This window comes from Allomesorhizobium camelthorni, assembly GCF_011045125.1.
Classification (GTDB): domain Bacteria; phylum Pseudomonadota; class Alphaproteobacteria; order Rhizobiales; family Rhizobiaceae; genus Allomesorhizobium; species Allomesorhizobium camelthorni.
Genome location: NZ_JAAKZF010000012.1, coordinates 54,568 through 81,385, shown reverse-complemented (window position 1 = coordinate 81,385; position 26,818 = coordinate 54,568). Strand labels below are relative to the sequence as shown.

At 63.9% G+C, this 26,818-nt stretch carries 24 protein-coding genes and 1 tRNA gene; 7 read left to right on the top strand and 18 right to left on the bottom strand.

Features of this window, described 5'->3' with window-relative positions:
- Positions 1 to 89 precede the first annotated feature (89 nt).
- Both G6N73_RS12100 and G6N73_RS12095 read right to left on the bottom strand, forming a co-directional pair.
- The gene (locus tag G6N73_RS12100; RefSeq protein ID WP_165027832.1) at positions 90 to 863 is read right to left on the bottom strand and encodes an amino acid ABC transporter substrate-binding protein; all 774 of its coding nucleotides are present in this window, start codon (positions 861 to 863) and stop codon (positions 90 to 92) included.
- A gap of 175 nt (positions 864 to 1,038) precedes the next feature.
- Positions 1,039 to 2,685, bottom strand: coding sequence for an alpha/beta hydrolase (locus G6N73_RS12095; protein ID WP_165027831.1), 1,647 nt, complete (start codon positions 2,683 to 2,685; stop codon positions 1,039 to 1,041).
- A gap of 196 nt (positions 2,686 to 2,881) precedes the next feature.
- On the opposite strand from G6N73_RS12095, the gene G6N73_RS12090 reads away from it, so the two are divergent.
- Positions 2,882 to 3,169 (top strand): hypothetical protein, encoded by a 288-nt coding sequence (locus G6N73_RS12090; RefSeq protein WP_165027830.1) that lies wholly within the window; start codon positions 2,882 to 2,884, stop codon positions 3,167 to 3,169.
- A gap of 45 nt (positions 3,170 to 3,214) precedes the next feature.
- Here the strand turns inward: G6N73_RS12090 and G6N73_RS12085 are convergent, their stop codons facing one another.
- The gene (locus G6N73_RS12085) at positions 3,215 to 5,122 is read right to left on the bottom strand and encodes a propionyl-CoA synthetase (protein WP_165027829.1); all 1,908 of its coding nucleotides are present in this window, start codon (positions 5,120 to 5,122) and stop codon (positions 3,215 to 3,217) included.
- A gap of 244 nt (positions 5,123 to 5,366) precedes the next feature.
- Here G6N73_RS12085 and G6N73_RS12080 point away from each other — a divergent pair, with 244 nt between their 5' ends.
- Positions 5,367 to 5,528: a hypothetical protein gene (locus G6N73_RS12080; protein ID WP_165027828.1), complete on the top strand. Its 162-nt coding sequence runs from the start codon at positions 5,367 to 5,369 to the stop codon at positions 5,526 to 5,528.
- Positions 5,529 to 5,566: 38 nt separating this feature from the next.
- On the opposite strand, the gene G6N73_RS12075 is transcribed toward G6N73_RS12080, so the two are convergent.
- The 6 genes from G6N73_RS12075 to tkt all read right to left on the bottom strand — a co-directional run bounded on the left by G6N73_RS12075 (position 5,567) and on the right by tkt (position 13,834).
- Complete coding sequence (locus G6N73_RS12075) at positions 5,567 to 6,307, bottom strand: SGNH/GDSL hydrolase family protein (RefSeq protein WP_165027826.1); 741 nt, start codon at positions 6,305 to 6,307, stop codon at positions 5,567 to 5,569.
- A gap of 39 nt (positions 6,308 to 6,346) precedes the next feature.
- Positions 6,347 to 7,237, bottom strand: a complete 891-nt coding sequence (locus G6N73_RS12070; protein WP_165027825.1) for a fructose bisphosphate aldolase — start codon at positions 7,235 to 7,237, stop codon at positions 6,347 to 6,349.
- Between the two features lie 218 nt (positions 7,238 to 7,455).
- The gene (locus G6N73_RS12065) at positions 7,456 to 8,652 is read right to left on the bottom strand and encodes a phosphoglycerate kinase (RefSeq protein ID WP_165027823.1); all 1,197 of its coding nucleotides are present in this window, start codon (positions 8,650 to 8,652) and stop codon (positions 7,456 to 7,458) included.
- A gap of 61 nt (positions 8,653 to 8,713) precedes the next feature.
- On the bottom strand, positions 8,714 to 10,585 hold the full coding sequence (locus tag G6N73_RS12060; RefSeq protein WP_165027822.1) for a potassium/proton antiporter: 1,872 nt from the start codon (positions 10,583 to 10,585) through the stop codon (positions 8,714 to 8,716).
- Positions 10,586 to 10,758: 173 nt separating this feature from the next.
- A complete protein-coding gene (gap, locus tag G6N73_RS12055; RefSeq protein WP_165027820.1) occupies positions 10,759 to 11,769 on the bottom strand; it encodes a type I glyceraldehyde-3-phosphate dehydrogenase in 1,011 nt (336 codons plus the stop codon).
- Between the two features lie 67 nt (positions 11,770 to 11,836).
- A complete protein-coding gene (gene tkt / locus G6N73_RS12050) occupies positions 11,837 to 13,834 on the bottom strand; it encodes a transketolase (RefSeq protein ID WP_165027819.1) in 1,998 nt (665 codons plus the stop codon).
- Positions 13,835 to 14,104: 270 nt separating this feature from the next.
- On the opposite strand from tkt, the gene G6N73_RS12045 reads away from it, so the two are divergent.
- Both G6N73_RS12045 and G6N73_RS12040 read left to right on the top strand, forming a co-directional pair.
- A complete protein-coding gene (locus tag G6N73_RS12045) occupies positions 14,105 to 14,377 on the top strand; it encodes a DUF4164 domain-containing protein (RefSeq protein ID WP_165027817.1) in 273 nt (90 codons plus the stop codon).
- Between the two features lie 4 nt (positions 14,378 to 14,381).
- Entirely contained in the window at positions 14,382 to 14,747 is a 366-nt protein-coding gene (locus tag G6N73_RS12040) for a cell division protein ZapA (protein ID WP_165027816.1), read from the top strand.
- Positions 14,748 to 14,824: 77 nt separating this feature from the next.
- On the opposite strand, the gene rpoH is transcribed toward G6N73_RS12040, so the two are convergent.
- Entirely contained in the window at positions 14,825 to 15,736 is a 912-nt protein-coding gene (rpoH, locus tag G6N73_RS12035) for an RNA polymerase sigma factor RpoH (RefSeq protein WP_165027814.1), read from the bottom strand.
- A gap of 185 nt (positions 15,737 to 15,921) precedes the next feature.
- Entirely contained in the window at positions 15,922 to 16,950 is a 1,029-nt protein-coding gene (locus G6N73_RS12030; RefSeq protein WP_165027813.1) for an RluA family pseudouridine synthase, read from the bottom strand.
- A 28-nt stretch (positions 16,951 to 16,978) separates the two neighbouring features.
- On the opposite strand from G6N73_RS12030, the gene G6N73_RS12025 reads away from it, so the two are divergent.
- From G6N73_RS12025 to G6N73_RS12015, 3 genes are all read left to right on the top strand, one after another.
- The gene (locus G6N73_RS12025; protein ID WP_165027811.1) at positions 16,979 to 17,368 is read left to right on the top strand and encodes a fimbrial protein; all 390 of its coding nucleotides are present in this window, start codon (positions 16,979 to 16,981) and stop codon (positions 17,366 to 17,368) included.
- A gap of 4 nt (positions 17,369 to 17,372) precedes the next feature.
- A complete protein-coding gene (locus G6N73_RS12020; RefSeq protein ID WP_165027810.1) occupies positions 17,373 to 17,780 on the top strand; it encodes a VOC family protein in 408 nt (135 codons plus the stop codon).
- A gap of 93 nt (positions 17,781 to 17,873) precedes the next feature.
- Positions 17,874 to 17,948, top strand: a tRNA-Glu gene (locus tag G6N73_RS12015).
- Positions 17,949 to 18,669: 721 nt separating this feature from the next.
- On the opposite strand, the gene G6N73_RS12010 is transcribed toward G6N73_RS12015, so the two are convergent.
- The 7 genes from G6N73_RS12010 to G6N73_RS11980 form a co-directional block, all read right to left on the bottom strand.
- Entirely contained in the window at positions 18,670 to 20,181 is a 1,512-nt protein-coding gene (locus G6N73_RS12010; protein ID WP_165027808.1) for an ATP-binding protein, read from the bottom strand.
- A 160-nt stretch (positions 20,182 to 20,341) separates the two neighbouring features.
- Positions 20,342 to 21,091 (bottom strand): ABC transporter ATP-binding protein, encoded by a 750-nt coding sequence (locus G6N73_RS12005; protein ID WP_165027807.1) that lies wholly within the window; start codon positions 21,089 to 21,091, stop codon positions 20,342 to 20,344.
- A complete protein-coding gene (locus G6N73_RS12000) occupies positions 21,088 to 21,921 on the bottom strand; it encodes an ABC transporter ATP-binding protein (RefSeq protein ID WP_165027805.1) in 834 nt (277 codons plus the stop codon). The genes G6N73_RS12005 and G6N73_RS12000 overlap by 4 nt, the downstream gene beginning before the upstream one ends.
- Complete coding sequence (locus tag G6N73_RS11995; protein WP_165027803.1) at positions 21,918 to 22,835, bottom strand: ABC transporter permease; 918 nt, start codon at positions 22,833 to 22,835, stop codon at positions 21,918 to 21,920. Before G6N73_RS11995 ends, G6N73_RS12000 begins: the two co-directional genes overlap by 4 nt.
- On the bottom strand, positions 22,832 to 23,836 hold the full coding sequence (locus G6N73_RS11990; RefSeq protein WP_206078818.1) for an ABC transporter permease: 1,005 nt from the start codon (positions 23,834 to 23,836) through the stop codon (positions 22,832 to 22,834). The genes G6N73_RS11995 and G6N73_RS11990 overlap by 4 nt, the downstream gene beginning before the upstream one ends.
- 73 nt (positions 23,837 to 23,909) lie before the next feature.
- Positions 23,910 to 25,550, bottom strand: a complete 1,641-nt coding sequence (locus tag G6N73_RS11985; RefSeq protein ID WP_206078817.1) for an ABC transporter substrate-binding protein — start codon at positions 25,548 to 25,550, stop codon at positions 23,910 to 23,912.
- A gap of 46 nt (positions 25,551 to 25,596) precedes the next feature.
- The gene (locus G6N73_RS11980; RefSeq protein ID WP_165027799.1) at positions 25,597 to 26,658 is read right to left on the bottom strand and encodes a dipeptidase; all 1,062 of its coding nucleotides are present in this window, start codon (positions 26,656 to 26,658) and stop codon (positions 25,597 to 25,599) included.
- Positions 26,659 to 26,818: the final 160 nt, after the last annotated feature.

Below are 26,818 nucleotides of genomic sequence, written 5' to 3'. Positions count from 1 at the left end.
CACTCTTCCCTCGGTGCAGATGCCGATAAGCAGCACGCTCAGAGTTCATGACACCGCACGGGAAGAGGGCCGCCTGGCAGACCCGAACCTTACTGCGAAACGTCCTGGCCGAAATACTTCTCGGCAATCTTCTGGTACGTGCCGTCAGCCTTCATGGCTTTGAGAGCCTCGTTGATCGCGGCCACGAGTTCGGGATCGCCCTTGCGGACGATGACGCCCGAATAGGCCGCCTCGTCCTCTGTCGCGGCGATCTTCACCGGCGCATTGGGCTGCTTCTTCTTGAAGTCGAGGAAGGACAGGCTGTCGTTAATGGTGGCGTCGGCGCGGCCCTGTACGACGAGCGCGATCGACTGGTCGAAGCCATCAGTGCCGATGAGCTCGGCGCCCGCTTGTTCCGCTATCTTTCCGTAATTGCTGGTCAGCGACTGCGCCGCCCTCTTGCCGGTGAGGTCGGCAAAACCTTTGATCTCGGCATTGTCCTCGCGGACGATCAGCGCGGCCTTGGAGGCGATATAAGGGTCGGAGAAGTCGTATTTCGCCTTGCGCTCCTCGGTGATGCCGACCTGGTTGATGACTGCATCGTAGCGGTTGGCATCAAGGCCGGCGATGAGGCCGTCCCATTTGCCTTCGAGGAATTCAGCCTTCACGCCGAGCCGCTTGGCGATCTCCTCGCCGATCTCCACGTCGAAGCCGACCAGCTTGCCGCTCTGGTCATGATAGGTGAACGGGGCATAGGTGCCCTCGGTGCCGATCTTGAGGACGCCGGCGGCCTTGATGGCGTCGAGATTGGCGCCGGCATTGCCGGGCAGGATGGCGAGCGCCTGGATGGCGCTTGCGACGATGAGCGATTTGAGCCAGTTCATGTGCGTTTTCCGTTGGTCTTGCGGGGATTCTTCGCCGCGGGGAGATGACGCTGCAATCTAGGACAGCGGCGGCGGCGAACAAGGCCGGGGCTTCGAGGAGTTCCGCCGCTTGCGGAACGCCGTTCTCAGGACAGGCCGGTCAGCGGAATAAAATTGCAGGTTGCGACGGCGTTCGCTACCGCACCGCCAGCGTCGCCTTCAGCCGCTCGACATCCTCAGGCGTCCAGCCCTGTACGCCGGTCACTTCCATCCAGGCGTCGACATGGTGTTCGGGCGCATAGACATGGCCGTATCCCATGGGCGTGGTCGTGCCCATCGCCATGTCGAGCGCGAGCTGCAGAAAGGTGACCACCGGATACCAGCGCAGCTCCGGCGAAACGTCGGGTCCGCGCGGCGCTTTCATCCAGTCGGGCTCGCGGTAGAGCGAGTGGTAGTCGAAGAAGGTGATCGGGTCGCTGGCGTATTGCAGATATACGATGCGCAGCGGCCCCCACTTGGCGCCAGGAATGCCGAGGGCGTTTTGCTGGCTGGTGAAGCGAACGAAGGAGCCGTCGCGAAAGCGGGGCAGCCATTCCGGCGAGCCCGGATTGCGGCGATTGGTGATCGAGCGCCAGCCGCTGCTCTGGAATGGCGGGCCGCTCCAAAGCGCGCCATGGTAGGGATCGCCGAGCACCTCGAACAGTTCGGTCGACAGCTCCGAACTCAGCGCGCCGAGGCTGAGGCCGTAGAGATAGAGGCGAGGGCGGCTGTCCTTGGGCAGCGTCGTCCAGTAGCCGTAAACCTCCGAGAACAGGGCGCGGGCGGCCTCGCCGCCGTAACCGGGTTCGACCAGCAGCGACAGCCAGCTTGCGAGGTAGGAATACTGGATGGCGACGCTGGCTATGTCGCCGCCATGGAGATACTCCACCGGGTCCATGGCCGCGGGGTCGATCCAGCCGGTGCCGGTCGGCATGATGACGAGAAGCACCGAGCGCTCGAACCCGCCGGTGCGCTTGAGCTCTTCCAGGGCAAGCTTTGCTCGCTCCTGCGGGGTTTCGGCCGATTGCAGGCCGACATAGACGCGGACGGGCTCCAGCGCATCCCGGCCGAGGAAAGCGCTCAACTCCGCGCGCGTCGGTCCTGTCGCGACGAATTCGCGCCCCCTCCTGCCGAGTTCGTCCCAGCGGACCAGCGATGCGGCGCTGCCGGTCTTGGTCGGGTCCGACGGTTGCTGCGTCGTGGGTTCCAACAGGGCATCGAGCGTCCGGAACGAGCTGTCGGCGGCGCGCAGCGCGTATCGGAAAAGGATTCCGTCGGCGATCGACCAGAACAGCAGGATCGCAACGGTGCTGCCGATGACATAGGAAACGCGCCTCGGCACGAATTTGTTGAGCTTTTCGGATATGTAGACGAGCGTCAGCCGGAACAGCCGCGCCAGCGCGATGAGGACGACGAAGGTCGCGAGCGCGATCAGGCCGACTTCGAGCGGGTGGGCGGTGTCGACAGGATCCATTCCCATGACGCCGCGGACCGAGTTCTGCCATTCCGTCGCCCGCCACAGGAAGACGATGCCGACAACGGCGCAGGCGAGTGCGGCGACGAGCTTGGTGTTTCGCCTGATGCGGGCCCTGGGCTCAGGCAGCTCCATATATTGCCAAAGCCAGTGCAGGAATACGCCGATGCCATAGCCGACGGCCAGGCTGCATCCCGATAGCACGCCTTGGGTCAGATAGTTGCGCGGCAGGAGGGTCGGCGTCAGCGACGCGGCAAAGAACAGTGTGCCGAGCAGCAGCCCGGTCGTCGAGAAGGACAGCCAAAACCTGACGATCCAGTTCCGCACCATGGGATTGCCTCACGCCGCTGTTCAGCTATCCCGAGCAATTTGGAGCGTGTGATATGCGGGCGCAATATGGTAGTTTCTGAGTTTGAAGATTCAGCGATTTTAAACCGTTATCGTATCTCCGCCCGAACTCCTATTTCCTTGCTGAGGACAGGTTTTTGGACCTAAACTCTGATTTCGACTATGCGGGACCAACGCGATGCAGATCAGATGGAAGCGCGGCCTCCTTCGCCTTTGGGTGATCGCTTCAGTGATCTGGGTTGTCGGCCTTCTTGTTTACTTTCTTGCGGATGGAATGGAAACTCAAGGGGTGCTTGGGGACACGCCCGGTGTTGAAGAGGGCTGGACTTGGTTCTGGTGGAGCCTCTACTATAATTGGTTTCTGTTCCCCCTTGGGCCAATTTTGTTGTATATTTTTGGGTTGTTCGCGGTGGCGATAGTAAAGACGGCTCTTTGGGTCTGGCGCGGTTTCCGAGTTACTAGCTGAGTCGCTACTGCAAGATGAAAACGTCCGGGAGTTGCGTGCCTGGCGCTATCCTCCGATGCGTTTCTCCTTCAGCGCCTGCGCGATCTCGTCGAGGATCGCCGGGTCGTCGATGGTGGCGGGCATGGTCCAAGCTTCGCCGTCGGCGATCTTCTGTATCGTCGCGCGCAGGATCTTGCCAGAGCGCGTCTTGGGCAGTCGCTTGATGGTCACCACCGTCTTGAAGGCGGCTACCGGCCCAATGCGATAGCGCACGAGCTGGACGATCTCCTTCTCGATTACCGCCGCATCGCGCGCGACGCCCGAATTAAGTACGACGAAGCCACAGGGAACCTGGCCCTTCATGGTGTCGGCTATACCCAACACCGCGCATTCGGCGACGTCCGGATGCTCGGCCAGCACCTCCTCCATGGCTCCGGTCGACAGACGGTGTCCTGCGACATTGATGATGTCGTCGGTGCGCGCCATGATGAAGAGGTAGCCGTCCCCGTCGATATAGCCGGCATCGGCGGTTTTGTAGAAGCCGGGAAACTCGGCGAGATAGGCATCGTGGAAGCGCCGGTCGGCGTTCCAAAGCGTCGGCAGGCAGCCGGGCGGCAGCGGTAGCTTGATCACCACATTGCCGAGCGTTCCGCGGGGAACTGCGTGGCCGGCATCGTCGAGAATCCGCACGTCGTAGCCGGGCATCGGTACGCCGGGCGAGCCGTATTTGACCGGAAGCTGCCCCAGCCCGACCGGGTTCTGGCTGATCGGCCCGCCGGTCTCGGTCTGCCACCAATGGTCGATCACCGGCACGCCGAGCTTCTGCTCGGCCCATTTGACCGTCTCGGGGTCGGCGCGCTCGCCAGCGAGGAACAAGGTGCGGAACTTCGACAGATCGTAGTTCGGCACGAACTCGCCCTTCGGATCCTGGCCCTTGATGGCGCGGAAGGCGGTCGGCGCAGTGAATAGCGCGACCGCGCCGTGCTCGGATATCACCCGCCAGAACGCGCCGGCATCGGGTGTGCCGACCGGCTTGCCCTCATATAGAATGGTCGTGCAGCCGGCGAGCAGCGGCGCATAGACGATGTAGGAGTGCCCGACTACCCAGCCGACATCGGAGGCCGCCCAGAATGTCTCGCCCGGCTTCACGCCGAACTCGTTTTCCATCGACCATTTCAGCGCGACCATATGGCCGCCATTGTCGCGCACCACGCCCTTTGGCTGGCCGGTGGTGCCGGAGGTGTAGAGGATGTAGAGCGGGTCGGTGGCGAGGACCGGAACGCAAGGCACTTTTCGCGCCGCAGCCTTGGTGGCGGCCACGCTTTCCGCATAGCCCATGTCGCGGCCGGGGGTCAGTTCGCAGGTCAGCTGCGGGCGCTGCAGGATGATGCAGCCCTCGGGCTTGTGGCGGGCGAATTCGATCGCCTGGTCGAGCAGCGGTTTGTAGGCGATGACCCGCCCCGGCTCGATACCGCAGGAAGCCGAGATGATCAGCTTCGGCGTAGCGTCGTCGATGCGGGTCGCCAGCTCCTTGGCGGCGAAGCCGCCGAAGACGACGGAGTGGATCGCGCCGATACGGGCGCAGGCGAGCATGGCGAACACCGCCTCCGGAACCATCGGCATATAGATGATGACGCGGTCGCCCTTTTCGAAGCCGCGGTCCTTCAGCACCGCCGCCAGCGCAACCACTTCCGCCTTGAGCTCGGCATAGGTGAATTTTCTGCGCTCGCCCGAATAGGCGCTGTCGTGGACGAGAGCGAGCTGCCCGGCCCTTTCGCCGTCAGCATGGCGGTCGACCGCATTGTGGCAGGTGTTGCACTCGGCGCCGGGAAACCAGCGTCCGTATGGGCCGGACTTCGGATCGAAGACCGCGTCCCACGGCTTGAACCAGTCGATCTCGCGCGCGGCTTCGGCCCAAAAGCCTTCGGGGTCGCGCTTCCAGTTGTCGTAAACTTCGTGATAGCGCGAAGCCATGCCGCCGCCCTCCCTAGGGTATGTTGATATTCAGGTGATGCCGGCCTGCAAATGGCGGCTTTCTGCGCTTCCGGTGCTCACGTACCCAAATGTACGCTCCGCTCCGGTTCTCGAAATCCACCATTTTCGGCTCGGCCTGACCTGAATCTCAACGCACCCTAGCTAATCGCCGACCCGTGCGTCCATCTGACTAATGGGTTAGCCGGTGCTTTGACAGCGCGCGCCGTTCCTGCTCAAAGGCCGCATGTCCAAGGCTCTATCGCTCGTTATCGTCGCCATGATGGTCATCCAGATCATCAAGCCGCTCGGCCTTCCGGGCCTGCGGCATCGGCGTGATTTCTGGAAGCTGGCGGTCGTCGCGCTGGGAGCGATCTCGCTGACGGTACTTCTAAGTCACGGGCAGTAAAGCATGATCCCGCAAAGTTGCAGACCTTTCGGACAAGATCATGCGGCTTTAACTGAATCGTCAACTTCGCCGAGCACGAGGTCGGCCAGATGCTCGGCCCAGGCGCGGTAGCCCGCTTCCGAGGCGTGGAAGCCGTCGGTCGAAAACCCAAGCTGAGGATCGAGGATCGGCAGGCGCGCCGCCGGCACCGCGCCGCGCTCCAGGCAGAGGCGCTCGCCCATGCGGTTGATCGCACTCGCCCGGATTTCCAGTATGCGCCCGAGCAGCGGCGGCAGCGCCGGGACGCGAGTGAACTCGACCACCGGCGACCACACGACGCGGGCCTCCGGCCATTTGGCGCGGAGCGCGTAGAGAAGACCACCGAACTCCCTCTTGAAGCGCGGCACGGAATGGAAATTCTTGGTGTCGTTGGTGCCGATGGACAGCACGATATGGGTCCAGGGGTCGGCGGAAAGATTGGGCAGGACATGATCGCGGACCTGCCCGGACGTGGCGGAATTGAAGCCCGCCGCGCGCCAGCGCACGGCGCGGCCGGTCCGCCGCGACAGGATCAGCGCAAGCTGCGCGGCAAGGCCGTTCTCGGAATGGCCGATGCCGACCGAGGCGGCCGAAGAATCGCCGAGCACCAGTAGCGATATCGCAGGCGCGTCGCCCGGAATGGCGTGCAGTACGGGACCCTTGGCGGGATACATGCGCTCCGTGCGCCGGCGCACGCCGAGCCCCTGCCAGACATAGACCGGAAAGGCGAGCCAAGTGAGGAGGGTGGCGAGCCGCGACATTGGCGCTGTCGTTCCCCTTGAGCCGAAGCAGGGTGCCCTTCAGTTGGCGCGGGATGCTTCGAAAATGCTGTCGATCGCCGAAGCCAGCGCGGCGTTGAATTGTTGATCGCTCTGGTCCGCCGACAGACCCTCGGTCAATGCGCGCGAAAAGCTCGCGATCATGCCCTTGTTCTGCGCGAGTTTTTCATTCGCTTCGTCGCGTGAATAGCCACCGGAGAGCGCGACCACGCGCATAACGCGCGGATCGTCGATCAGCGGCTTGTAGAGGTTCGCTTTCGTCGGCAGCGTCAACTTCAGCATGATCTGCTTGCCGGCCGGCACGCCGTCGAGCTGCTTCGTGATTTCCTCAAGCAGGATGTCCTCCGCTTCCGCCTTGTCCGGGATCGAAATCGTGACTTCCGGCTCGATGATCGGGACGAGGCCGTGCGCCAGGATCTGCTTGGCGACTTCGAACTGCTGGTCAACGACAGCGGCGATGCCTTTCGCGTTCGCCGCATCGATCACCGACCGCATCTTGGTGCCGAAAATTCCCTTCGCGACGGCGCGGTTCAGGAGCGCGTCGAGATCCGGCATGGGCTTCATCAGCCTGACGCCGTCCTTCGCGTCCGCCAGCCCCTTGTCGACTTTCAGGAACGGCACCACGCCGCGCTTATCCCATAGATATTGCGCCGTCGGCGTGCCGTCGATGTCGCGATCCATGGTCTGCTCGAACAGGATCGCGCCCATGACCTTGTCGCCGGTGAAGGCAGGTGATTTGATGATCCGCGTGCGCATCTGGTGAACGAGGTCGAACATCTCCGCTTCATTCGACCACGCGCTTTCATCGACGCCATAAAGCTTGAGCGCTTTCGGTGTAGAGCCGCCCGACTGATCGAGCGCTGCAATGAAGCCGTCCTTGTTTGCGGCCTGCGCGGCCATTTCCTTGTTCATCCCATCACTCTCCTGATTGTCTGCCCGGGCGATTATCAGAAGATTTTTTGCGATGGAATGCCAGCAAAAACCTGAATCGATTGAAAGATATCACTTGCGGTGTGGAAGTGTTTCATCCGCCTCGAGAAGAAGCCGAATGCATTCGGGGACACTCCGACCCGTCTGGCTATTGACCGCATTTGTGCGACGCCAAGCGGTCCACCTGGCTGCAAAGTGCTCTACGCCTTCAGAACCTCCACTCCCGGCAGATCCTTGCCCTCCATCCATTCAAGGAAAGCGCCGCCGGCGGTGGAAACATAGGTGAAATCGTCGGCCGCGCCCGCGTGGTTCAGCGCCGAGACCGTATCGCCTCCGCCGGCCACAGAGACGAGCTTGCCCTCGCGGGTGCGCTCCGCTGCGTGCCTGGCCGCGGCAACGGTCGCGGTGTCGAAAGGCTCGATCTCGAACGCACCGAGCGGCCCGTTCCACACCAGGGTAGCGGCGCGATCGATCCACTGGTTCACAGCCTCGACCGTTTTTGGGCCGACATCGAGGATCATCGCGTCATCGGGCACAGCGTTGATCACCACCGTCTCGTTAGCCGCGCCGGCCTTGAATTCGCGGGCGACGACCCCATCGGAGGGCAGGATAATGGCGCAGCCGGCGCTGGCCGCCTCGATCATGATCTGGCGCGCCGTCCCCGCCAGATCGTGCTCGCAGAGCGACTTGCCGACGCTTTCGCCGCGGGCGGCGAGGAAGGTGTTTGCCATGCCGCCGCCGATCACCAGCGCGTCGACCTTTTTCACCAGGTTCATCAGGAGGTCGAGTTTGCTCGAAACCTTGGCGCCGCCGACGATGGCGACCACCGGGCGGGCGGGGTTGCCCAAGCCTTTTTCCAGCGCCTGCAGTTCCGCCTCCATGGTGCGTCCGGCATAGGCCGGCAGCAGATGGGCGAGCCCTTCGGTCGAGGCGTGCGCACGGTGGGCTGCAGAGAAGGCATCGTTGACATAGATGTCGCCATTGGCGGCGAGGGCCTTGGTGAAGTCGGGGTCGTTCTTCTCCTCGCCCTTGTGGAAGCGGGTGTTTTCCAGGAGCAGGATGTCGCCGTCCTTCATGGTAGAGACGGCGTCCGCCGCTTCATTGCCGATGCAGTCGGCCGCGAAGGCGACCGGCCGTCCGATCATCGCAGACACGGCGTTCGCCACCGGATCGAGCGAGAAGACCGGATCGGGGCCGTCCTTCGGCCGGCCGAAATGCGCCAGCAGGATGACCTTGGCGCCCTTGTCGGACAGTTCGGTTAGCGTGGGGATGATTCGTTCGATGCGGGTGAAGTCGCTGATCTTGCCGTCCGCGACCGGCACGTTCAAATCGACGCGGACCAGCACGCGCTTGCCCCTCGCATTGCCAATGTCGTCGAGCGTCCTGAAACCGGCCATTGCACCACCTTTGAGCTGAATTTGCCGCAGCCTATCTCGCCGAACGCCGGATGCAATGAGTTCAATGGCCGCGGCTGTTGTAGGAATCGGGCGTCTCGGCATCGGCGGCCGGCGCCGAAGTGACGCCGTGTTTCTTCAGCCTGGCGAAAAGCTTGCGCAACCGGTCGCCGATTTCGCTGGCGCTGAGGAAGGCAGGTATCGGCGGCGCCGGCGCGGCAGGCTCTAGCGACACGCCCACCGAAATGATGCGGCCCTTCTCGTCGACCTCGCGCACGATCAGCTCTATCGGGCCGATGGTGACGCGGTCGGCATATTCGGCGTGTCCGCCGAGCCGGGCAAGGATCAACTGGCCGATGGTCATGGCGGTTTCGGCTTCCGTCAGACCCGGCCCATAAGCAGCTTCTAGGTCGGCGGCCGGGCGGGTCGGGTCCACGGCGAAGGCGCCGAAGAAATCAGCGTCCTCCGGGTCGACCTCGGTCCGGCTGGCGAACAGCCGGTCGAGCAGGCGCGGATAGCGGTCGGGCACGAAGATGTAGACGTGGTCGCCTTCGGTCAGCCGGCCGGCATCCTGGAATTTTATCGAACGGCCTTCGCGCACCACCAGCGACGGGCGCGCCCAGCGGGGAATGCGCTGGCCGCGCGCCACCGGGCTGCCCGGCACGATCGTATAGGCGAGGAGTTCGTGATGCGCGGAGCCGGGCAACTCCAGCTCCACCTTTTCCAGCGGGCCGAGCCGCGCCGGCACGATCAGCCCCAAGCGGCGGGCCAGCGGGCCGACGGTCCAGCCCTGGATCACCAGCGAGACCAGCACCACGATGAAGGCGATGTTGAAGATCTCGCGGCCGTTCTCCAGCCCGCCGAGTATCGGCGTGATGGCGAGCAGGATCGACACCGCGCCGCGCAGGCCGACCCAGGAAATGAATGCCGTCTCCTGGCGCGGCATGTTGAAGGGCAGCAGGCAGAGCCAGACCGCCAGCGGGCGCGCGACGAAGATCAGGAACAGGCCGAGCACGAAGGCGACCGCCAGAATCTCCGGGAATTGCGAGGGCGTCGCAAACAGTCCGAGCACCAGGAACATGATGATCTGCGCGAGCCACGACATGCCGGCCTGGAAGCGCCTGAGCACCGAGACCGCCCTGATGTCGGAGTTGCCCGCGACAAGGCCGGCCAGATAGACCGCGAGGAAGCCGGAGCCGTGGATGGCGCCGGCGGCGGCGAACACCATCAGCGATAGAGTCAAGACGAAGATCGGCAGCAAACCGCTGTCGAGGTTGAGGCGTTCGACCAGACGCACGATCAGGAAGCCGCCGATCAGTCCGGCGGCTGCGCCAAGTCCCATATGCACGACGAAGCCGATAACGAGGTCGATGAACAGGAGTTCGGCATTGGGATCAGCGCCCGCGGCGATGATCTCGACCAGCGTGATGGTCAGGAATATGGCGATCGGATCGTTGGTGCCGGACTCGATTTCGAGCGTGGAGCGGACGCGTTCGCGCAAATTGACATTGCCGGCGCGCAGCAGGAAGAACACCGCGGCGGCGTCGGTCGACGCGACGGCCGCTCCCAGCAGGAAGCTTTCCAGCCAGGTGAGGTCGGTCATGTAGAAGGCGACGACGCCGAATACGCCGGCGGTCACCAGCACACCGATTGTCGCGAGCGACAGGGCCGGCAGCGCCGCCTGGCGCAGCACATTCAGCGGGGTGCCGAAGCCGGAATCGAACAGGATGACAGCCAGCGCCAGCGAGCCGACAAAATAGGCTAGCTGCGTGTTGTCGAACTGGATGCCGAGGCCGTCGACTCCCGAAGCCAAGCCGATGGCGAGGAAGAGCAGAAGCAGCGGGGCGCCGAAACGGAAGGCAATCAGGCTCGAAAACGCAGCGGCTAGCACAAGGGCGGCGCCAACCAGTGTAACGAGATAGATCGACTGCTCCATTTAGCCCCTTCCCTCTGCGTGTTCTCCTGCTTAACGCAGAGTGCGGCGAAGGTAAGGTGGCACGCAAGAAAATTGCCTGACTATTAGGCCTCCGCGCCGCATTTGCCGCAGCCCCGAACGAAGAACGCCCGGACGAAGCCGGGCGTTTTGATTGAGCGAAAATTCTTCCAGCGTCAGGCGATGACCTTGCCGAAAGCGGCGGCCGTGTCGGCCATGCGGTTCGAGAAGCCCCATTCATTGTCGTACCAGGACATGACGCGCACGAGGTTGCCCTCGATCACCTTGGTCTGGTCGAGCGCGAAGGTCGAGGACGCCGGGTTGTGGTTCATGTCGATCGAAACCAGCGGCTCGTCCGTATAGGCGAGGATGCCCTTCAGCGGGCCGTTGGCGGCGGCGACGAGGATCTCGTTGACCTCCTCCACCGTGACCGTGCGCTTGGCGACGAACTTGAAGTCGATCACCGAGACGTTCGGCACCGGCACGCGGATCGACACGCCGTCGAGTTTGCCCTTCAGTTCCGGCAGCACCAGGCCAACGGCTTTCGCCGCGCCGGTCGAGGTCGGGATCATCGACATGGCTGCGGCGCGGGCGCGATAGAGGTCCTTGTGCATTGTGTCCAGTGTAGGCTGGTCGCCGGTATAGGCGTGGATCGTCGTCATGAAGCCCTTTTCGATGCCAATGGCATTGTTGAGGACCATCGCCACAGGCGCCAGGCAGTTGGTGGTGCAGGAGGCGTTGGAGATCACCATGTGGTCCTTGGTGATCTTATCGTGGTTGCAACCGTAGACCACGGTCAGGTCGGCGCCGTCCGAAGGGGCCGAGACGATGACGCGCTTGGCGCCGGCGGCAAGATGCGCGGACGCCTTGTCCTTGGCAGTGAAGATGCCGGTGCATTCCAGCGCGATGTCGACGCCGAGATCCTTCCAGGGTAGCTGCGACGGGTCCTTCACCGCCAGCACCTTGAACTTCTCCTTGCCAACGCTAATCATGTCACCGTTGACTTCCACCTCGCGCGGGAAGCGGCCGTGCACGCTGTCGTAGCGCAGCAGGTGTGCGTTGGTCTCGACCGGGCCGAGATCGTTGACGGCGACGACGTCGATATCCGTGCGGCCGGATTCGTAGATGGCGCGTACGATGTTGCGGCCGATGCGGCCAAATCCGTTGATGGCAACTCTGACAGTCATGCTCGGTTCTCCTTGGGGGGCGAAAGTCGGTGCCGCGGGGTCAAGATCAACGCGCCCGTGGCAAAGATCAATGTGACTTCTTGTGCAGCTGCGCTTCCGCAGCCTTCACCGTCGCTTCGGCGGTGATGCCGAAATGCGGGTAGAGCTGCTCGATCGGACCGCTGGCGCCGAAGCCGGTCATGCCGATGAAGATGCCATCGAGGCCGATGAAGCGGTCCCAGCCGAGCCGGATCGCCGCTTCGATGGCGATCTTGACCGGCGCATTGCCGATCATCGCTGCCTTGTAATCGTCGCTCTGCTTCTCGAACAGTTCGAAGGCGGGCACGGACACGACGCGGGTCGGATGGCCGCGCGCCTGCAGCGCGGTGCGGGTGGCAAGCGCGATCTCGACCTCCGAGCCGCTGGCGAAGATGGTGACCTCGGCGTCGCCGTTGGCCGTCGCGAGTTCATAGGCGCCATATGCGCAGAGGTTCTCCTCGACGAACTCGGTGCGCACCGCCGAAAGGTTCTGGCGGGTAAGCGCAATGGTCGACGGCGTCTTCGCCGATTCCAGCGCAAGCTGCCAGCATTCGGCGACCTCCGTCGCGTCGGCGGGGCGGAACACGGTGTGGTTGGGGATGGCTCGCAGCGCCGCCAGTTGCTCGATCGGCTGGTGCGTCGGGCCGTCTTCGCCGAGGCCGATGGAATCGTGCGTCATCACGAAGATCGAACGTATGCCCATCAGCGAGGCAAGCCGCATCGCCGGGCGGGCATAATCGGAGAAGACCAGGAAGGTGCCGGAATAGGGGATGACGCCGCCATGCAGCGCCATACCGTTCATCGCAGCCGCCATGCCATGTTCGCGGATGCCGTAATGGACGTAGCGCTCGCCGTAGTTCCCGGCCGAAATCGGCTTGGTCTGGCTGGTTTTGGTGTTGTTGGAGCCGGTGAGGTCGGCCGAGCCGCCGATGGTTTCAGGCGCCACCGCGTTGATGACCTCGAGCGCCATTTCGCTCGACTTGCGGGTGGCGACCTTCGGCCTGTCGCTGGCGAGCTTCTGCTTGTACTCCGCGATCACTCCATCCAGGCCGCCGGGCAGTTCGCCGCGCATGCGGCGCTCGAATTCGGTGCGGATCTCGCTTTCGGCGACGGCGAGGCGCTGTTCCCATTCCTTGCGCTTCTTGCCGGCATTGAGGCCAGACAGGCGCCATGCGTCGAGAATGTCGGAAGGCACCTCGAATGCCGGGGCAGTCCAGCCCAGCGCCTTGCGCGTCGCCGCGATCTCTTCGGCGCCGAGCGGCGAGCCATGCGCCTTGTTGGTGCCGGCCTTGGTCGGTGCGCCGAAGCCGATTGTGGTCTTGCAGGCAATCAACGTCGGCCGGTCCGAATGGTGTGCGAGTTCGATCGCGTCGGCTATGGCGTCCGGGTCATGGCCGTCGCAGCGCATGGTATTCCAGCCGGAAGCGGCGAAGCGCTCAAGCTGGTCGGTGGAATCGGCAAGGGATACCGGGCCATCGATGGAGATGTTGTTGTCGTCCCAAAGCACGATCAGCTTCGACAGCTTCAGGTGCCCAGCAAGCGAGATCGCCTCCTGGCTGATGCCTTCCATCAGGCAGCCGTCGCCGGCGATCACATAGGTGTAATGGTCGACCAGCGCGTCGCCGAAGCGCGCGTTGAGGATGCGCTCGGCGAGCGCCATGCCGACTGAGTTCGCCAGTCCCTGGCCGAGCGGGCCGGTCGTGGTCTCGATGCCGGCGGCATGGCCGTATTCGGGATGGCCGGCAGTGCGCGAGCCGAGCTGGCGGAAGTGCTTGATCTCGTCGATGGTGATGTCTTCGTAGCCGGTCAGATAGAGCAGCGAGTAGAGCAGCATCGAGCCGTGGCCTGCCGAGAGGACAAAGCGGTCGCGGTCCGGCCAGGACGGGTTCTTCGGGTCATGCTTCATGAAGCGGGTGTAGAGCACCGTCGCCATGTCGGCCGCGCCCATCGGCAGGCCGGGATGGCCGGAATTCGCCTTTTCGACCGCGTCCATCGCAAGGAAGCGGATCGCATTGGCCATCCGGTCATGTTTTTCACGCTGGTTCATCATGTGCTCGCTGCAGAGTGGACGGCGGGGCAACAGCGGCGTCGTGTCCCCCGAAAAAGGCAGGCGACACATAGCAGGCGCGCCGCGTGAGTCAACAAAAGCGGCGCTCTTTCCACGCCGGTTCGGCCGCCTCGCGGCAGGTTGTGGCGCGATAGCAGGGGACAGCCCGAATCACTTTGTTGACGGCTGCTTCACACGACGCCTAATGTTTCGGGGATAAATCGTTCTGAACGCGGACGATTCGGTGATGGGCGGGGTTGGACAGGAGCCATGACCGGGGAAACGACGCTCAAAGAAGTCATAAGCCGGCTCGGCAAGGCCATCGATGCGCTGGAACAGGGCGTCGCGGCCCGCCTCGAACACGAGCAGGATTATTCCGAAGCCGAAGCCGAAGTGCAGCGCATGAACGCCGACCGCAGCCGACTGGCGCAGGAGCTCGACAATTCCGAGGCCCGTGCCGAGAGGCTGGAGGAAGCCAACAAGGAAGTTTCCCGGCGTCTCGTAACCGCCATGGAAACCATCCGCGCGGTTCTGGACAGGTGATCCGATGGCGCAAGTGACAGTCACGATCGACGGCAAAGCCTACCGCATGGCCTGTGACGAAGGCCAGGAAGAACATCTGATCGACCTCGCCCAGCGCTTCGACCGCTACGTTTCGCATCTGAAGGATTCGTTCGGCGAGATCGGCGACCAGCGGCTGACCGTTATGGCCGGCATCATGGTCATGGATGAGCTTGCGGAACTGCAAAAGCGCGTCAAGGGCATGGAAAGCGAGATCATGACCCTGCGCAAGACCCGTGACGACGCGCTGATCAAGGCCGACAAGAACGACGCCGCACTGACCGGCGCGCTCAGCGGCCTGGCGCAGCGGATGGAAGATTTGGCGCTGAAGCTGGCGGTGCGGAAGGAGTAGTCGCACCTCAACAAAGAACCGCGCCGGCAAGGCCGACGCGGTTCTTATTTCCAGTTCAGTTCGCCGAAGCGCGGGGCTTACGCCGCCGGCTGGGCTTCGATGGTGCGCAGGGCCTGCGCCTGGCGTTTGGCTGCGGCTTTCACCGCGTCCTGCACCTTCTCGAACGCCCGCACCTCGATCTGGCGGACGCGCTCGCGGCTGATGTCGAACTCGCTCGACAGTTCCTCGAGCGTCAGTGGCTCTTCCGACAGGCGGCGGGCCTCGAAGATGCGCTTTTCGCGATCGTTGAGGACCGACATGGCGCCGGCAAGCATCGAGCGGCGGTTTTCCAGCTCGTCCTGCTCGATCAGAATGGTCTCGGCGCTGTCATGGTCGTCGACCAGCCAGTCCTGCCATTCGCCGGATTCGCCTTCGGTGGCGCGGATCGGCGCGTTGAGCGAAGCGTCGCCCGACAGCCGGCGGTTCATCGAGATGACTTCGGCCTCGCTGACGTTTAGCCGGGTAGCGATCTCGGCGATCTGCTCCGGCTTCAAATCGCCTTCGTCCAGCGCCTGGATCTTACCCTTCACCTTGCGCAGGTTGAAGAACAGACGCTTCTGGTTGGCGGTGGTGCCCATCTTCACGAGGCTCCACGAACGCAGGATGTATTCCTGGATCGAGGCCTTGATCCACCACATGGCGTAGGTCGCCAGCCGGAAGCCGCGCTCCGGTTCGAACTTCTTGACGGCCTGCATCAGGCCGACATTGCCCTCGGAAATGACCTCGCCGATCGGCAGCCCATAGCCGCGATAGCCCATGGCGATCTTGGCCACGAGACGCAGATGGCTGGTCACGAGCTTGTGTGCCGCGCCTGTATCCTCATGCTCCTGATACCGCTTGGCGAGCATGTACTCTTCCTGCGGCTGAAGCATCGGAAAACGGCGGATTTCTTCCAGATAGCGGCTGAGGCCGCCTTCCCCGGAAACAATGCTTGGTAGTGTCTGGGCCATAAAGCACCCTCCTCTCGAAAATTTGCCCCCTGAACAAGGCGGGCATATGGCGCGGTGGCATTGTCGCCCGTCCGCGACAAACACTCTTATATAGGAACAAAACCGGAAAATCTAGCATTTGTTCAACCTTAAACAGTGTGTCACGCCAAAGTGAACAACGCCAGTCAGGTTTTCTCAACCGAGGTTCAGAGATTCCGAAGGCCGGCGACGAGCTCTTCCATGTCGGTCGGCAGCGGCGCCTCGAAGCGCATCAACTCGCCCGAAACCGGGTGGCGGAAGGCCAGCAGCCAGGCATGCAGGGCCTGACGCGGGAAGGCATTGACCTTCGATTTTAGAGGTTCGGGCAGGCGGTTCGCCTTGCTGCGAAAGGCCGCGCCGTAGTCGGGATCGCCGATCACGGGGTGGCCGATATGGGCCATGTGCACGCGGATCTGATGCGTGCGGCCGGTTTCAAGCCGGCACTCGACCAAAGCCGCTCTCGCGAATTCCTCCTGCTTTTCGCCGAAGCGCTCCAGCACGGCGTAGTGGGTTACGGCGTGGCGGGCGTCGTCGCGGCCTTCCGGCACCACCGCCCGCCTAGTCCTGTCGGAGGCGCGGCCTAACGGCGCGTCGATCGTGCCGGCCCTGCGCTGCGGGATGTTCCAGACCAGCGCCATATAGGCGCGTTCGAGGTCGCCAGCGCGGCCGTGATCGGCAAAGGCCTCAGACAGCGCCTGGTGCGCGCGGTCGGTCTTGGCAACCACCATGACGCCGCTGGTGTCCTTGTCGAGACGGTGGACGATGCCAGGCCTTCTGACGCCGCCTATGCCCGAAAGGCTGTCGCCGCAATGATGGACCAGCGCATTGACCAGCGTGCCGGTCCAGTTGCCGGCGCCGGGATGCACCACAAGGCCGGGCGGCTTGTTCAGCACGATCAGCTGATCGTCCTCGTAAAGTATGTCGAGCGGGATGTCTTCGCCGACAGGTTCAGCCGGTTCCGGCTCGGGCAATTCCAGCGCCACGGCGTCGCCCGAAACCATCTTGCGCTTGGGCTCGCTGACCACCGCGCCACCGACGCGGACCGCGCCTTGTCTTATCAGCGCCTGGACTCGGTTGCGCGAAAAATCCGGACCAAGGGCTGCCGCGAGCCACTGGTCGAGCCGCAGCCCTGCGGCGTCGGGGCCGGCCGTCAGCCCTTTCAATGCAGCGCCGGCTTCGCTATCAGGGTCGCTCATCGCAGACAAATTCCAGGTTTTTCCCACTATGGCGCGGCCGACGATTGACGATAACGAGGAAAAACCGCTCGATCCGGCCGTCGAGAAGGTGCGCCGCAAACTCGTCCGCTTCGTAGCGATCAATCTCGGCCTGCTGTTCCTGGCCCTTATGGCGGTGCTGGCGGCGATTGTCTACAAAACCGGCGCGCCGAGCGAGGTCGCGACTGTCGGGGGCAACGAGGCCGTGCCAGCTCCCGCCGAAAGTGGCGTGATCGCCGGCGAGATCATGCTTCCCGCCGGGGCGAGGCTCGTTTCCCACTCGCTGTCGGAAAACCGCATCACGCTGGATGCCGAGCTTGCCGGGGGCGGGCGGGCGATTTTCCTTTACGACATCGCCGAGAAGCGTGTCATCGGCCGCTTCGACCTCAAATCCGAGTGAGCGGATGATGGCTGAAGGCGCGCGAAAGATCGCCACGGTCGCGCTGGTCGTAGCCGATTACGACGAAGCCATTGCCTGGTACACGCAGAAGCTCGGCTTTCAGCTCGTCCAGGACGTTGACCTCGGTGGTGGCAGGCGCTGGGTCACGGTCCGCCCTGCCAAGGGCGGTGCCGGCGCAGATCTCCTTCTTGCCCGAGCCGATGGCGACAGGCAGCGCTCACATGTGGGCGACCAGACCGGCGGCCGGGTTTTCTTGTTCCTTGAGACCGATGATTTCTCTCGCGACCATGAAGCCATGTTGGCGCGAGGCGTCGAGTTTCGCAAAGAGCCGCGCCGTGAGGCCTATGGAACGGTCGCGGTCTTCGCCGACCTCTATGGCAATCTCTGGGATCTGATCGAGCCGCGTAGCTGAGGCATGAGGCCGCGCACTGGAATCGAACTACCAAGGTGTCGCGAATCGCGGTTGCATTTTTCTGGCGGCCGGACTATACGCGCCGAACTGTCAGCGCCCATCGTCTAGCGGTCAGGACGGCGCCCTCTCACGGCGCAAACAGGGGTTCGATTCCCCTTGGGCGTACCAGATTTTCGCGACACATGGGCTATTCGGGGCGAAGCCGTCTTCCGACGGCCTACGCAAGCGGTGAAATCGGTGCCAGGCTCCCTTCAGACAAAACGGTTCGAAACAGCAAGGCTGGCGGCGGTCATGCTGGCCTGCTTTGCTCTTCTGGCGACTGCCGCCTGCACGCGGACTTCGGACGGCTCCATCGAGCTCAACAGGCTCGAACTTGCGCAGCCCAGGATTCCGAACTTATTCAAACTCCGGCTCCCCAGTTGGCGAGCATCGCAGCCGGCTCCCGTGCAAAGCGCCGCGGCACAATTTCCGCGCAAGCCGCCCGCGCCTCAGCAAGTAGCCCGCACCAAACCAGCGCCGCCAAAGGCGCGCCCGCGGCCACGCCCCGTCACGGCGGCAGTGCCGCCGCAGCCGGCAGCCAGCAGCAAGCCGGCAACCCAGGCCGAGCCGTCAAAGCCGCTGGTCTGCCGGAACGACTCTCAGGCGGCTGGCCGCATTCGGATCGTCTGCGAATAGGTTTCAGCAAAGTCTGAAAAACGATCTGCTTCGAGCTTTCGCTGCGCCAAATCGTTGACGCATAAAAAAGCCGCCTCGGGGGGAAGGCGGCTTTTTTATGCTTGCAACAGGCTGGTGGAGGGGATCCTGATGCCTGCTGCATCGCTACAACCGGCGCGCACGAAAAAAGTTCCGGCCGATTTTTAAAAATTTCTTCAGCATATTTTCGGCCGGCCTATTCTGCCGCCAGTTGCTCGTCCAATGCCGCGTCCGGCCGGTTCGGATCGCCCGGCGCGGTCTCGCAGCCGAGATCGGGAAAGGCGGCGACGCGGTTGCCGCGAAAATCGGTGCGCAGCACCAGGAGCCCGCGCTCCTCGAAATAGGTCAGGAGCCGCCGCGCGCGCCTTGCCGAATGGCTGCCATAGGCGCGCGCCAGTTCGGCGTCGGAGGGGCAGGGTGCTGAGGTGATTGCGGCCTGCGCGACCAGCAGGAACACGCCCTGTATGTCGTCGGGAACGCTCTCTGATATCGCCAGCGCCTGCTGCCAGGCTTCGCCGGAAGCCGTCTTCTGGTCGACGCCGGCGCGGGCGACGGCGAATCTTCGCCGGAAAGCCGGCAGCGTCAAAGGCTCACCCGGCACGCGGCGAATGCGGCAGCGCACCAGGAAATCCTGGTAGAGCACGGCGTCGGAGCGGAACGAAGCGTCGGCGTCCTCCAGTATTTCACGCAGCACGCTCTCGACCAGCGCCTCGCGCTCGGCCTCGTCGATCGCCGGAAACTGCGGCTCGGCCGCCGGTTCCGCCTGGGGTTTCGGACGCGACAACTGGGCGAGAATGTCAGCCGTCGAGGTCGGCGTTGGAGGCGGGGGCGGACGGCGGACGATCGGCCGCCGCTCCTCCGGGCCGGGGGTGAAGATCAGTTCGCTCGCGTCTTCCGGCGCGTCGGGCAGCGGCGTCAGCTTGGGACTCGACGAGCGCGGCGCGGTCTCGACCGTGCCGATGGTGATGGGCAGCGGCCTGCGCGACATTGCCGGACCGAGCGCGACGAAATGGCCGCGGCCGAGATCGCGGAACATCTCCGCCTGCCTCCGCTCCATGCCGAGCAGGTCGGCGGCGCGCGCCATGTCGATGTCGAGAAAGGTTCGGCCCATCAGGAAATTGGAGGCTTCCGCCGCGACGTTCTTGGCGAGCTTGGCCAGCCGCTGCGTGGCGATCACGCCGGCAAGCCCGCGCTTGCGGCCGCGGCACATCAGGTTGGTCATCGCGCCGAGCGAGAGTTTTCGCGCGTCGTCGCTGACTTCGCCAGCCACCGCCGGCGCAAAGAGCTGCGCCTCGTCGACAACCACCAGGACCGGATACCAGTAGTCGCGCTCGGCATCGAACAGTCCGCCGAGAAAGGCAGCGGCGGCGCGCATTTGCTGCTCGACATCGAGGCCTTCGAGATTGAGCACCACCGAAACGCGATGCTGGCGGATGCGCGCCGCGATGCGGGTGAGTTCTGCCTCGGTGCGGGCGGCGTCGACCACGACATGGCCGAACTTTTCCGCCAGCGTGACGAAATCGCCTTCCGGGTCGATGACGCATTGCTGCACCCAGGGCGCGCTCTGTTCGAGCAGGCGGCGCAGCAGATGCGACTTGCCTGAGCCGGAATTGCCCTGGACGAGAAGGCGCGTCGCCAAGAGTTCCTCGAGATCGAGCGTCGCCGCCGTCCCGGTGGACGTCGCCCCCATGTCGATGCCGACTTTCATGCGGATTTTCCGGCCCGCGCAAGCATTGTCATATTCCGCTCTTGTGTTGTTGGCCGAGACTCGGTCGGGCCGAACTTGCCGCCCTGCTTATCACCACGGCAACGCGGATGTGCGAACGGACAGAGAAAACCCACAGATGAAACGTCTTTTCCTGCGGCTTTCAGGCAGTCCGGCGAAAGCCTTCAGAGGCGACCAAAAGGTTGCGCGTATAATCTTTGGTGACCCGGCGCGCCGAGAGATCGGGCGCTGAAAGCCGCTCGACCTCCTCGCCATCCTGCATGACCATCAGCCGGTCGCACATATGGGTGATCACCGCGAGGTCGTGGCTGACCATCACGAAGGTCAGGCGGCGGTCGCGGCGCACCTGTTCCAAGAGGTTCAGCACCTCGGCCTGCACCGAGGCGTCGAGCGCCGAAGTCGGCTCGTCGAGAAGCAGGATCGACGGTTCGAGAATCAGCGCCCGCGCGATCGCCACGCGCTGGCGTTGGCCGCCTGAGAGCTGGTGCGAATAGCGGAAGCGGAAACCTGAACCCAGGCCGACCTCGTCCAGGGCGCGGATGATACGCGGCTCGATGTCCTTGAATCCATGGATGACCAGCGGCTCCAGCAGCAGCCGGTCGACGGTCTGGCGCGGATGCAGCGAGCCGTACGGATCCTGGAACACCATCTGGACCTCGCGGTAGAACGCCTTGTCGCGCCTGTCGCCGAGCTTTTCGCCGTTGACGATGATCGTGCCGCCGCTGACCGGCGCGAGGCCGGCGACGGCGCGCAGCAGCGTCGATTTTCCCGAGCCGGATTCGCCGACCAGGCCGAAGGATTCGCCGGCGGCGACATCGAGGCTGACGCCCTTCAGCGCCCGGAAATGATCGTAGGCGACCTCGAGCCGGTCGATGCTGAGCGCAGAATTCATAGCGCCCACTCCGGCCGGCGGTCGAGGACAGGCAGCGGGTGGCGGCCGACGCCGATCTCGGGCATGCAGTTCAGGAGCCCGCGCGTATAGGGATGCTCGGCATTGGCGAGTTCGGTCGCGGGCAGTTCCTCGACGATCCTGCCGGCATACATGACGATGACCCGGTCGCAGAAGGACGACACGAGGCGCAGATCGTGCGAGATGAAGATCAGCCCCATGCCGCGCTCGCGCACCAGCCGGTCGAGAATGCCGAGTATGTCGAGTTGCACCGTCACATCGAGCGCCGATGTCGGCTCGTCGGCGATGAGCAGTTCCGGGCCGGCGATCAGCATCATTGCGATCATGGCGCGTTGCCCCATGCCGCCGGAAACCTCGTGCGGGTAAAGGTCGTAGACGCGCCGCGCATCCCTGATCTGCACGGCTTCCAGCATGGCGAGCGCCCGGTCGCGCGCCTCCGCCTTGCCGACATTCCCATGCGTGCGCAAGGTCTCGACGATCTGGCGGCCAATGCTCATCACCGGGTTCAGCGAGTATTTCGGATCCTGCAGGATCATGGCGATGCGGTTGCCGCGCAGGTCGCGGCGCAATTGCGGCGGTGCGTTCAGGAGGTCGATGCCGTCGAATTCGAGACTGTCGGCGGAAATCAGCGCGTTGGGCGGCGTCAGCCCCATGATCGCGCGGCCGGTCTGCGATTTTCCCGAGCCGGATTCGCCGACAATGCCCAGCCGCTCGCGGCCGAGCGAGAAGGAGATGCCGCGCACCGCCTCGATCATCCCGGTTCTCGTCGGGAAGCTGACGCTCAGATTTTCCACGGCGAGCATTGTGCTCATTGGCCGCCGCCTCGCGGGTCGAGAGCGTCGCGCAGCCCGTCGCCGAGCAGGTTGAAGCCGAGGCTGACGATCAGGATCGCCGCGCCGGGCGCCGCCGCCACCCACCACTGGTCGAGAATGAAGCGCCGGCCGTCGGCGATCATCGCGCCCCATTCGGGCAGCGGCGGCTGCGCGCCGAGGCCGAGAAAGCCGAGCCCGGCAGCGGTCAGGATGATGCCGGCCATGTCGAGAGTGACGCGCACGATGAGCGAGGAAATGCAGAGCGGCATGATGTGGAGGATGACGATGCGCAAGGGCGAAGCGCCCATCAGCCGGACGGCGGCGATATAGTCCGAATTGCGTACCGTCATTGTTTCGGCGCGCGCGATGCGGGCATAGGGCGGCCACGAGGTGATGGCGATGGCCAGCACTGCGTTTTCGATGCCCGGCCCGAGCGCTGCGACGAAGGCCAGCGCCAGGATCAGCTTGGGAAAGGCGAGAAAAATGTCGGTGATGCGCATCAGGATCGCGTCGGTCCAGCCGCCGGCATAGCCGGCGACGGTTCCCACCAGCAGCCCGACCGGCGCGGCGATGATGGCGACGAGAACGACGACGAACAGCGTCAGCCGCGAACCATGGATCAGCCGGGAAAGAATATCGCGACCCTGGCCGTCGGTGCCGAGCCAGTGCTCCGGGCCGGGCGGAAGCAGGCGCGAGCCGCGCAGGTCGCCGATGACCGGCGAATGAGGGGAGATCACATCGGCAAGTGCGGCGACGATCAGAAGCGCGACGATTATGGCAAGCCCGGCCAGCGCCAGCCGGTTGGCCGAAAAGCGCCGCCAGGTGACATAGGTGCGCCCGAGCCTTGCCTGCATACGCGATTGCGGCCGCTCGCTGAGCAGCCAATCGCGGCGGGTCATCGTGGCGAGACTCATGCGTTTCGCGTCCTTGGATCGAGCGTGCGGTAAAGCAGATCGGCAAACAGGTTGATGCCGATGAACACCGAACCGATGACGATGGTGCCGCCCAGCACGGCATTCATGTCGGCGTTCTGCAGCGAGTCCGTGATGTAGAGCCCGAGGCCCGGCCAGGCGAATACCGTCTCGGTCAGCACGGAGCCTTCGAGAAGCCCGGCATAGGAGAGAGCTATCACCGTGACCAGGGGCACGGCGGCGTTGCGAAGCGCGTGGGCCCAGATGATGCGCGTTTCGCTGAGCCCCTTGGCGCGGGCCGCCACGATGTACTCCTGGCTGAGTTCGTTCAGCATGAAGGAGCGCGTCATGCGGCTGATATAGGCGAGCGAGAAATATCCGAGTAGCGAGGCGGGCAGGACGATGTGGGCGAAGATGTCGCGAAACGCAGCCCAGTCGCGCCGCAGGATCGAGTCGAGCAGATAAAAGCCGGTGATCGGGGTGAAAGTGTATTCGAAGACGACGTCGATGCGGCCCGGCCCGGCGGTCCAGCGCAGCCTGGCGTAGAACACCAGCAGCGCCAGCAGGCCGAGCCAGAAGATCGGCACGGAATAGCCGATAAGGCCGATGACGCGCACGATCTGGTCGGTGACGCTGCCGCGCTTGACGGCGGCGAGCACGCCCAAGGGCACGCCGATCAGCGCGCCAATCAGCGTGCCGAGCGTCGCCAGTTCGACAGTCGCCGGAAAGACACGGCGGATGTCCTCCATGACCGGGTTGGTGGTCAGCACGGAGCGGCCGAAATCGCCTTGGAACACGCCTTTAACGTAGAGGAGGAACTGCTGCCAGTAGGGCAGGTTGAGGCCCATTTCCTCGCGCGTCCGCTCGATGACATGGGCCGGCGCGCGATCGCCGACGATGGCCAGCACGGGGTCGATCGGGATGACCCGGCCGATGAAGAAGGTGACCGCGAGCAGGCCGAGATAGGTGGTGGCGACGATGATCAGGAAGCGCCCGATCGACATCGACCAAGACCGGGCGCGATTGCGCCCGCTCTTGGTCGGGATCTCAACGACAGTCACGAAGTTTTACTTCAGATCAGTTCTTCGAAACCTTGTAGACATAGGTGGTGTCGGACGACGGTCCGAGCTTGAAGTTCTGCACGGCCTTGCTCATGCCCGCCACTTCCGTCTGCTGAAAGATCATGACGAAAGGGCTGGTGTCGGCGAACTTCTTCTGCAAGCTCTTGTAGATCTCGACGCGCTTGGCCGAATCCGGCTCGACCACGGCGGATTTGGTTTCGGCGGTCAATTCCGGGATGTCCCAGGCGTTGCGCCAGGCCAGGGTTTTGGAGCTGGCGTCGTCGGCATTGTCCGGATTGGAGGTGAAGGTGTCGGCGTTGGAATGCGGATCCCAATAGTCGACGCCCCACTGGCCGATATACATGTCGTGGTTGCGGGCGCGGTATTTGGTCAGCGTCTGCTTGCCGTCGCCGGGGATGATTTCCATCTTGATTCCGGCCTCGGCCAGCGACTGCTGGAAGGATTCCGCGATGCCGGTGACCGGCTGCGTGTTGCGGACGTCCATGGTCACCGAGAACCCCTCGGGGACGCCGGCGGCCGCAAGCAGCTCCTTGGCCTTGGCCACGTCGAGCGTGAACGGCTTGTCGTCGGCCCATCCCAGCATGCCCTTGGGCAGGAAGGTTTGGTTGATTTCGCCGATGCCCTTGATCAGTGTTTCGCCGATAGCGTCGTAGTCGACCAGATATTTGAAGGCCTGACGCACTTCCGGCTTGGCCAGCGTTTCGTTCTTCTGGTTCAGGCTGATGTAATAGACGGTGCCTTTCGGCGTCGAGGTGACGGCGAGGTTCTCGTTCGCGCTGACGGCGTCGAGATCGTTGGGCGAGAGGTTGCGGGCGATGTCGATGTCGCCGCTCTCAAGCATCAGGCGCTGCGTGGCGCTCTCCTTGACGTGCCGGTAGATGACGCGGGCGAGCGGAGCCTTGTCGCCGTAATAATTGTCGTTGCGCTCCAGCACCAGGATCTCGTTGGCGCGCCAGTCGCGGATCTTCATCGGGCCCGAGCCCGCGTAATTGGTCTTCAGCCAGGCGTAGCCGAAATCATTGTCGAACTTGTTCTCTTCGCTGGGCGTCACCGCCTCGACATGCTCGAGCACCAGCTTCTTGTCGACCACCGCGGCGGGGTTGGAAGTCAGGCAGTTCAGCACGAAAGTCGGCGCATAGGCCTGGTCGGTGACGAAGACGAAGGTGCTGGCGTCTGTCGCCTTGGCGTTCTCGTCGACATTGTCCTTGGTCAGGCCGAACTGGGTCAGGATGAAAGCCGGGCTCTTGTCAAGCTTGACGACGCGCTGGATCGAAAAGGCGACGTCCTCGGCGGTCACGGGATTGCCCGAAGCGAATTTCAGGCCGGGCTTGATCTTGAAGGTGAAGGTCTTGCCGTCGTCCGAAACCGTCCAGCTTTCGGCGATGTCGCCATAGATGTTCGACGGATCGGCCGGATCGAAGCGCACCAGCCGGTCGTAGCTGTTGCCCATCATCTCGCCGGCGCTGATCTCGAAGGATTCGGCCGGGTCCAGGGTGATGATGTCGTCGATCGCCCAGGCGAGGACCAGAGTGTCGGCCGGCGTTTCTGCATATGCAGGCGCACCTGCGAAAACCAGCGCCGAAAGCGCGGCGCCTGCGAGGAGAACGCGAAAGCGTCCGTTGATCTTTCCCATCATCATTTTGGCTGTTCCCTGTTTTTGTTGACGAGTTTTTGTCTTTGGATCAGTTCGCCGGATGCTCCTTCCATGCGGAACGCAGCACCCTGAACCAGTTTTCGCGGCAGATTTTCGCGAGATCGGCGTCACCATATCCGGCGCTTTTCAGTCCGGCAACGAGGTTCTGAAGCCCACTTGCGTCGCCGATTTCCCTGGGGATCAGCGCGCCGTCGAAGTCCGATCCGATCGCCACCCCGTCGATGCCGAGCCGGCCGACGAGGTAGTCGATGTGGCGAACCATCTCGCTGATGGGCGTGTCTGCGTTTTCGCGGCCGTCGGCGCGCAGCATGGTGACGGCGAAGTTCAGGCCGACCAGGCCTTTGCTTTCGCGAATGGCGTCGAGTTGCCGGTCGGTGAGGTTGCGGGCGACGGGCACGAGGGCGTGGGCGTTCGAATGGCTGGCCACCAGCGGTTGATCGCTGAGCTCGGCCACGTCCCAGAAGCCCTTCTCGGTGATGTGCGACAGGTCGATCAGGATGCCGATGCGGTTGCATTCGCGCACGAGCGCGCGGCCGGCATCGGTCAGGCCGGGCCCGGTATCGGGGCTCATCGGATAGGCGAAGGGCACGCCATGCGCGAAGATGTTGTTGCGGCTCCAGACCGGGCCGAGCGAGCGCAGCCCCGCAGCGTAGAACACCTCCAGCGCGGCCAGATCCTCGCCGATAGCCTCGCAGCCTTCCATGTGCAGCACGGCGGCGAATTTTTCGCCGACCATGGCCGCGTCGATATCTGCGCTCGACCTGCAGAGCTTCCAGCAGCCGGCGCGTTCCAACTGCAAGGCGATCGCGGTCATTTCGATGGCTATATCAAGCGACGGCGCGCGCTCCAGCGGTTTGGAAAGCGGCGTCGCGTAGCGTCCATCTGCCTTGGGTTGGTCGAGCACCAGGCCGCCGGACGGGATGTATATGGCGCAAAGACCGCCGACCAGGCCGCCGGCACGTGCGCGTGGCAGGTCGATATGGCCGGCCGCCACCCCGCCGCTCATATCCGCTACCGGATCGGCACCTTCCTTGCGGCGGTTCCAGAGGCGGAGCAGAACGTCGTTATGGCCGTCGAAAATCGCTTGCATCAAAACCCCGTCTTTTGGCTCGCGATGATGCAAATGGCTCGCCCAAGATCAAGTAACAAACCACTCTCCACGCCGCTGGACCAACAGGAGCGGTCTTCGGCAGGGCCAAGGCCGGCGAGGGGCGGGGCGAAATGTCATCGGCCGAACGGTTACGGTTTTC

Coding starts and splice junctions, on each gene's coding strand:
- G6N73_RS12100 (WP_165027832.1), bottom strand. CDS start 863: ATGAACTGGCTCAAATCGCTCATCGTCGCAAGCGCCATCCAGGCGCTC.
- G6N73_RS12095 (WP_165027831.1), bottom strand. CDS start 2,685: ATGGTGCGGAACTGGATCGTCAGGTTTTGGCTGTCCTTCTCGACGACC.
- G6N73_RS12090 (WP_165027830.1), top strand. CDS start 2,882: ATGCAGATCAGATGGAAGCGCGGCCTCCTTCGCCTTTGGGTGATCGCT.
- G6N73_RS12085 (WP_165027829.1), bottom strand. CDS start 5,122: ATGGCTTCGCGCTATCACGAAGTTTACGACAACTGGAAGCGCGACCCC.
- G6N73_RS12080 (WP_165027828.1), top strand. CDS start 5,367: ATGTCCAAGGCTCTATCGCTCGTTATCGTCGCCATGATGGTCATCCAG.
- G6N73_RS12075 (WP_165027826.1), bottom strand. CDS start 6,307: ATGTCGCGGCTCGCCACCCTCCTCACTTGGCTCGCCTTTCCGGTCTAT.
- G6N73_RS12070 (WP_165027825.1), bottom strand. CDS start 7,237: ATGAACAAGGAAATGGCCGCGCAGGCCGCAAACAAGGACGGCTTCATT.
- G6N73_RS12065 (WP_165027823.1), bottom strand. CDS start 8,652: ATGGCCGGTTTCAGGACGCTCGACGACATTGGCAATGCGAGGGGCAAG.
- G6N73_RS12060 (WP_165027822.1), bottom strand. CDS start 10,585: ATGGAGCAGTCGATCTATCTCGTTACACTGGTTGGCGCCGCCCTTGTG.
- gap (WP_165027820.1), bottom strand. CDS start 11,769: ATGACTGTCAGAGTTGCCATCAACGGATTTGGCCGCATCGGCCGCAAC.
- tkt (WP_165027819.1), bottom strand. CDS start 13,834: ATGAACCAGCGTGAAAAACATGACCGGATGGCCAATGCGATCCGCTTC.
- G6N73_RS12045 (WP_165027817.1), top strand. CDS start 14,105: ATGACCGGGGAAACGACGCTCAAAGAAGTCATAAGCCGGCTCGGCAAG.
- G6N73_RS12040 (WP_165027816.1), top strand. CDS start 14,382: ATGGCGCAAGTGACAGTCACGATCGACGGCAAAGCCTACCGCATGGCC.
- rpoH (WP_165027814.1), bottom strand. CDS start 15,736: ATGGCCCAGACACTACCAAGCATTGTTTCCGGGGAAGGCGGCCTCAGC.
- G6N73_RS12030 (WP_165027813.1), bottom strand. CDS start 16,950: ATGAGCGACCCTGATAGCGAAGCCGGCGCTGCATTGAAAGGGCTGACG.
- G6N73_RS12025 (WP_165027811.1), top strand. CDS start 16,979: ATGGCGCGGCCGACGATTGACGATAACGAGGAAAAACCGCTCGATCCG.
- G6N73_RS12020 (WP_165027810.1), top strand. CDS start 17,373: ATGATGGCTGAAGGCGCGCGAAAGATCGCCACGGTCGCGCTGGTCGTA.
- G6N73_RS12010 (WP_165027808.1), bottom strand. CDS start 20,181: ATGAAAGTCGGCATCGACATGGGGGCGACGTCCACCGGGACGGCGGCG.
- G6N73_RS12005 (WP_165027807.1), bottom strand. CDS start 21,091: ATGAATTCTGCGCTCAGCATCGACCGGCTCGAGGTCGCCTACGATCAT.
- G6N73_RS12000 (WP_165027805.1), bottom strand. CDS start 21,921: ATGAGCACAATGCTCGCCGTGGAAAATCTGAGCGTCAGCTTCCCGACG.
- G6N73_RS11995 (WP_165027803.1), bottom strand. CDS start 22,835: ATGAGTCTCGCCACGATGACCCGCCGCGATTGGCTGCTCAGCGAGCGG.
- G6N73_RS11990 (WP_206078818.1), bottom strand. CDS start 23,836: ATGTCGATCGGGCGCTTCCTGATCATCGTCGCCACCACCTATCTCGGC.
- G6N73_RS11985 (WP_206078817.1), bottom strand. CDS start 25,550: ATGATGGGAAAGATCAACGGACGCTTTCGCGTTCTCCTCGCAGGCGCC.
- G6N73_RS11980 (WP_165027799.1), bottom strand. CDS start 26,658: ATGCAAGCGATTTTCGACGGCCATAACGACGTTCTGCTCCGCCTCTGG.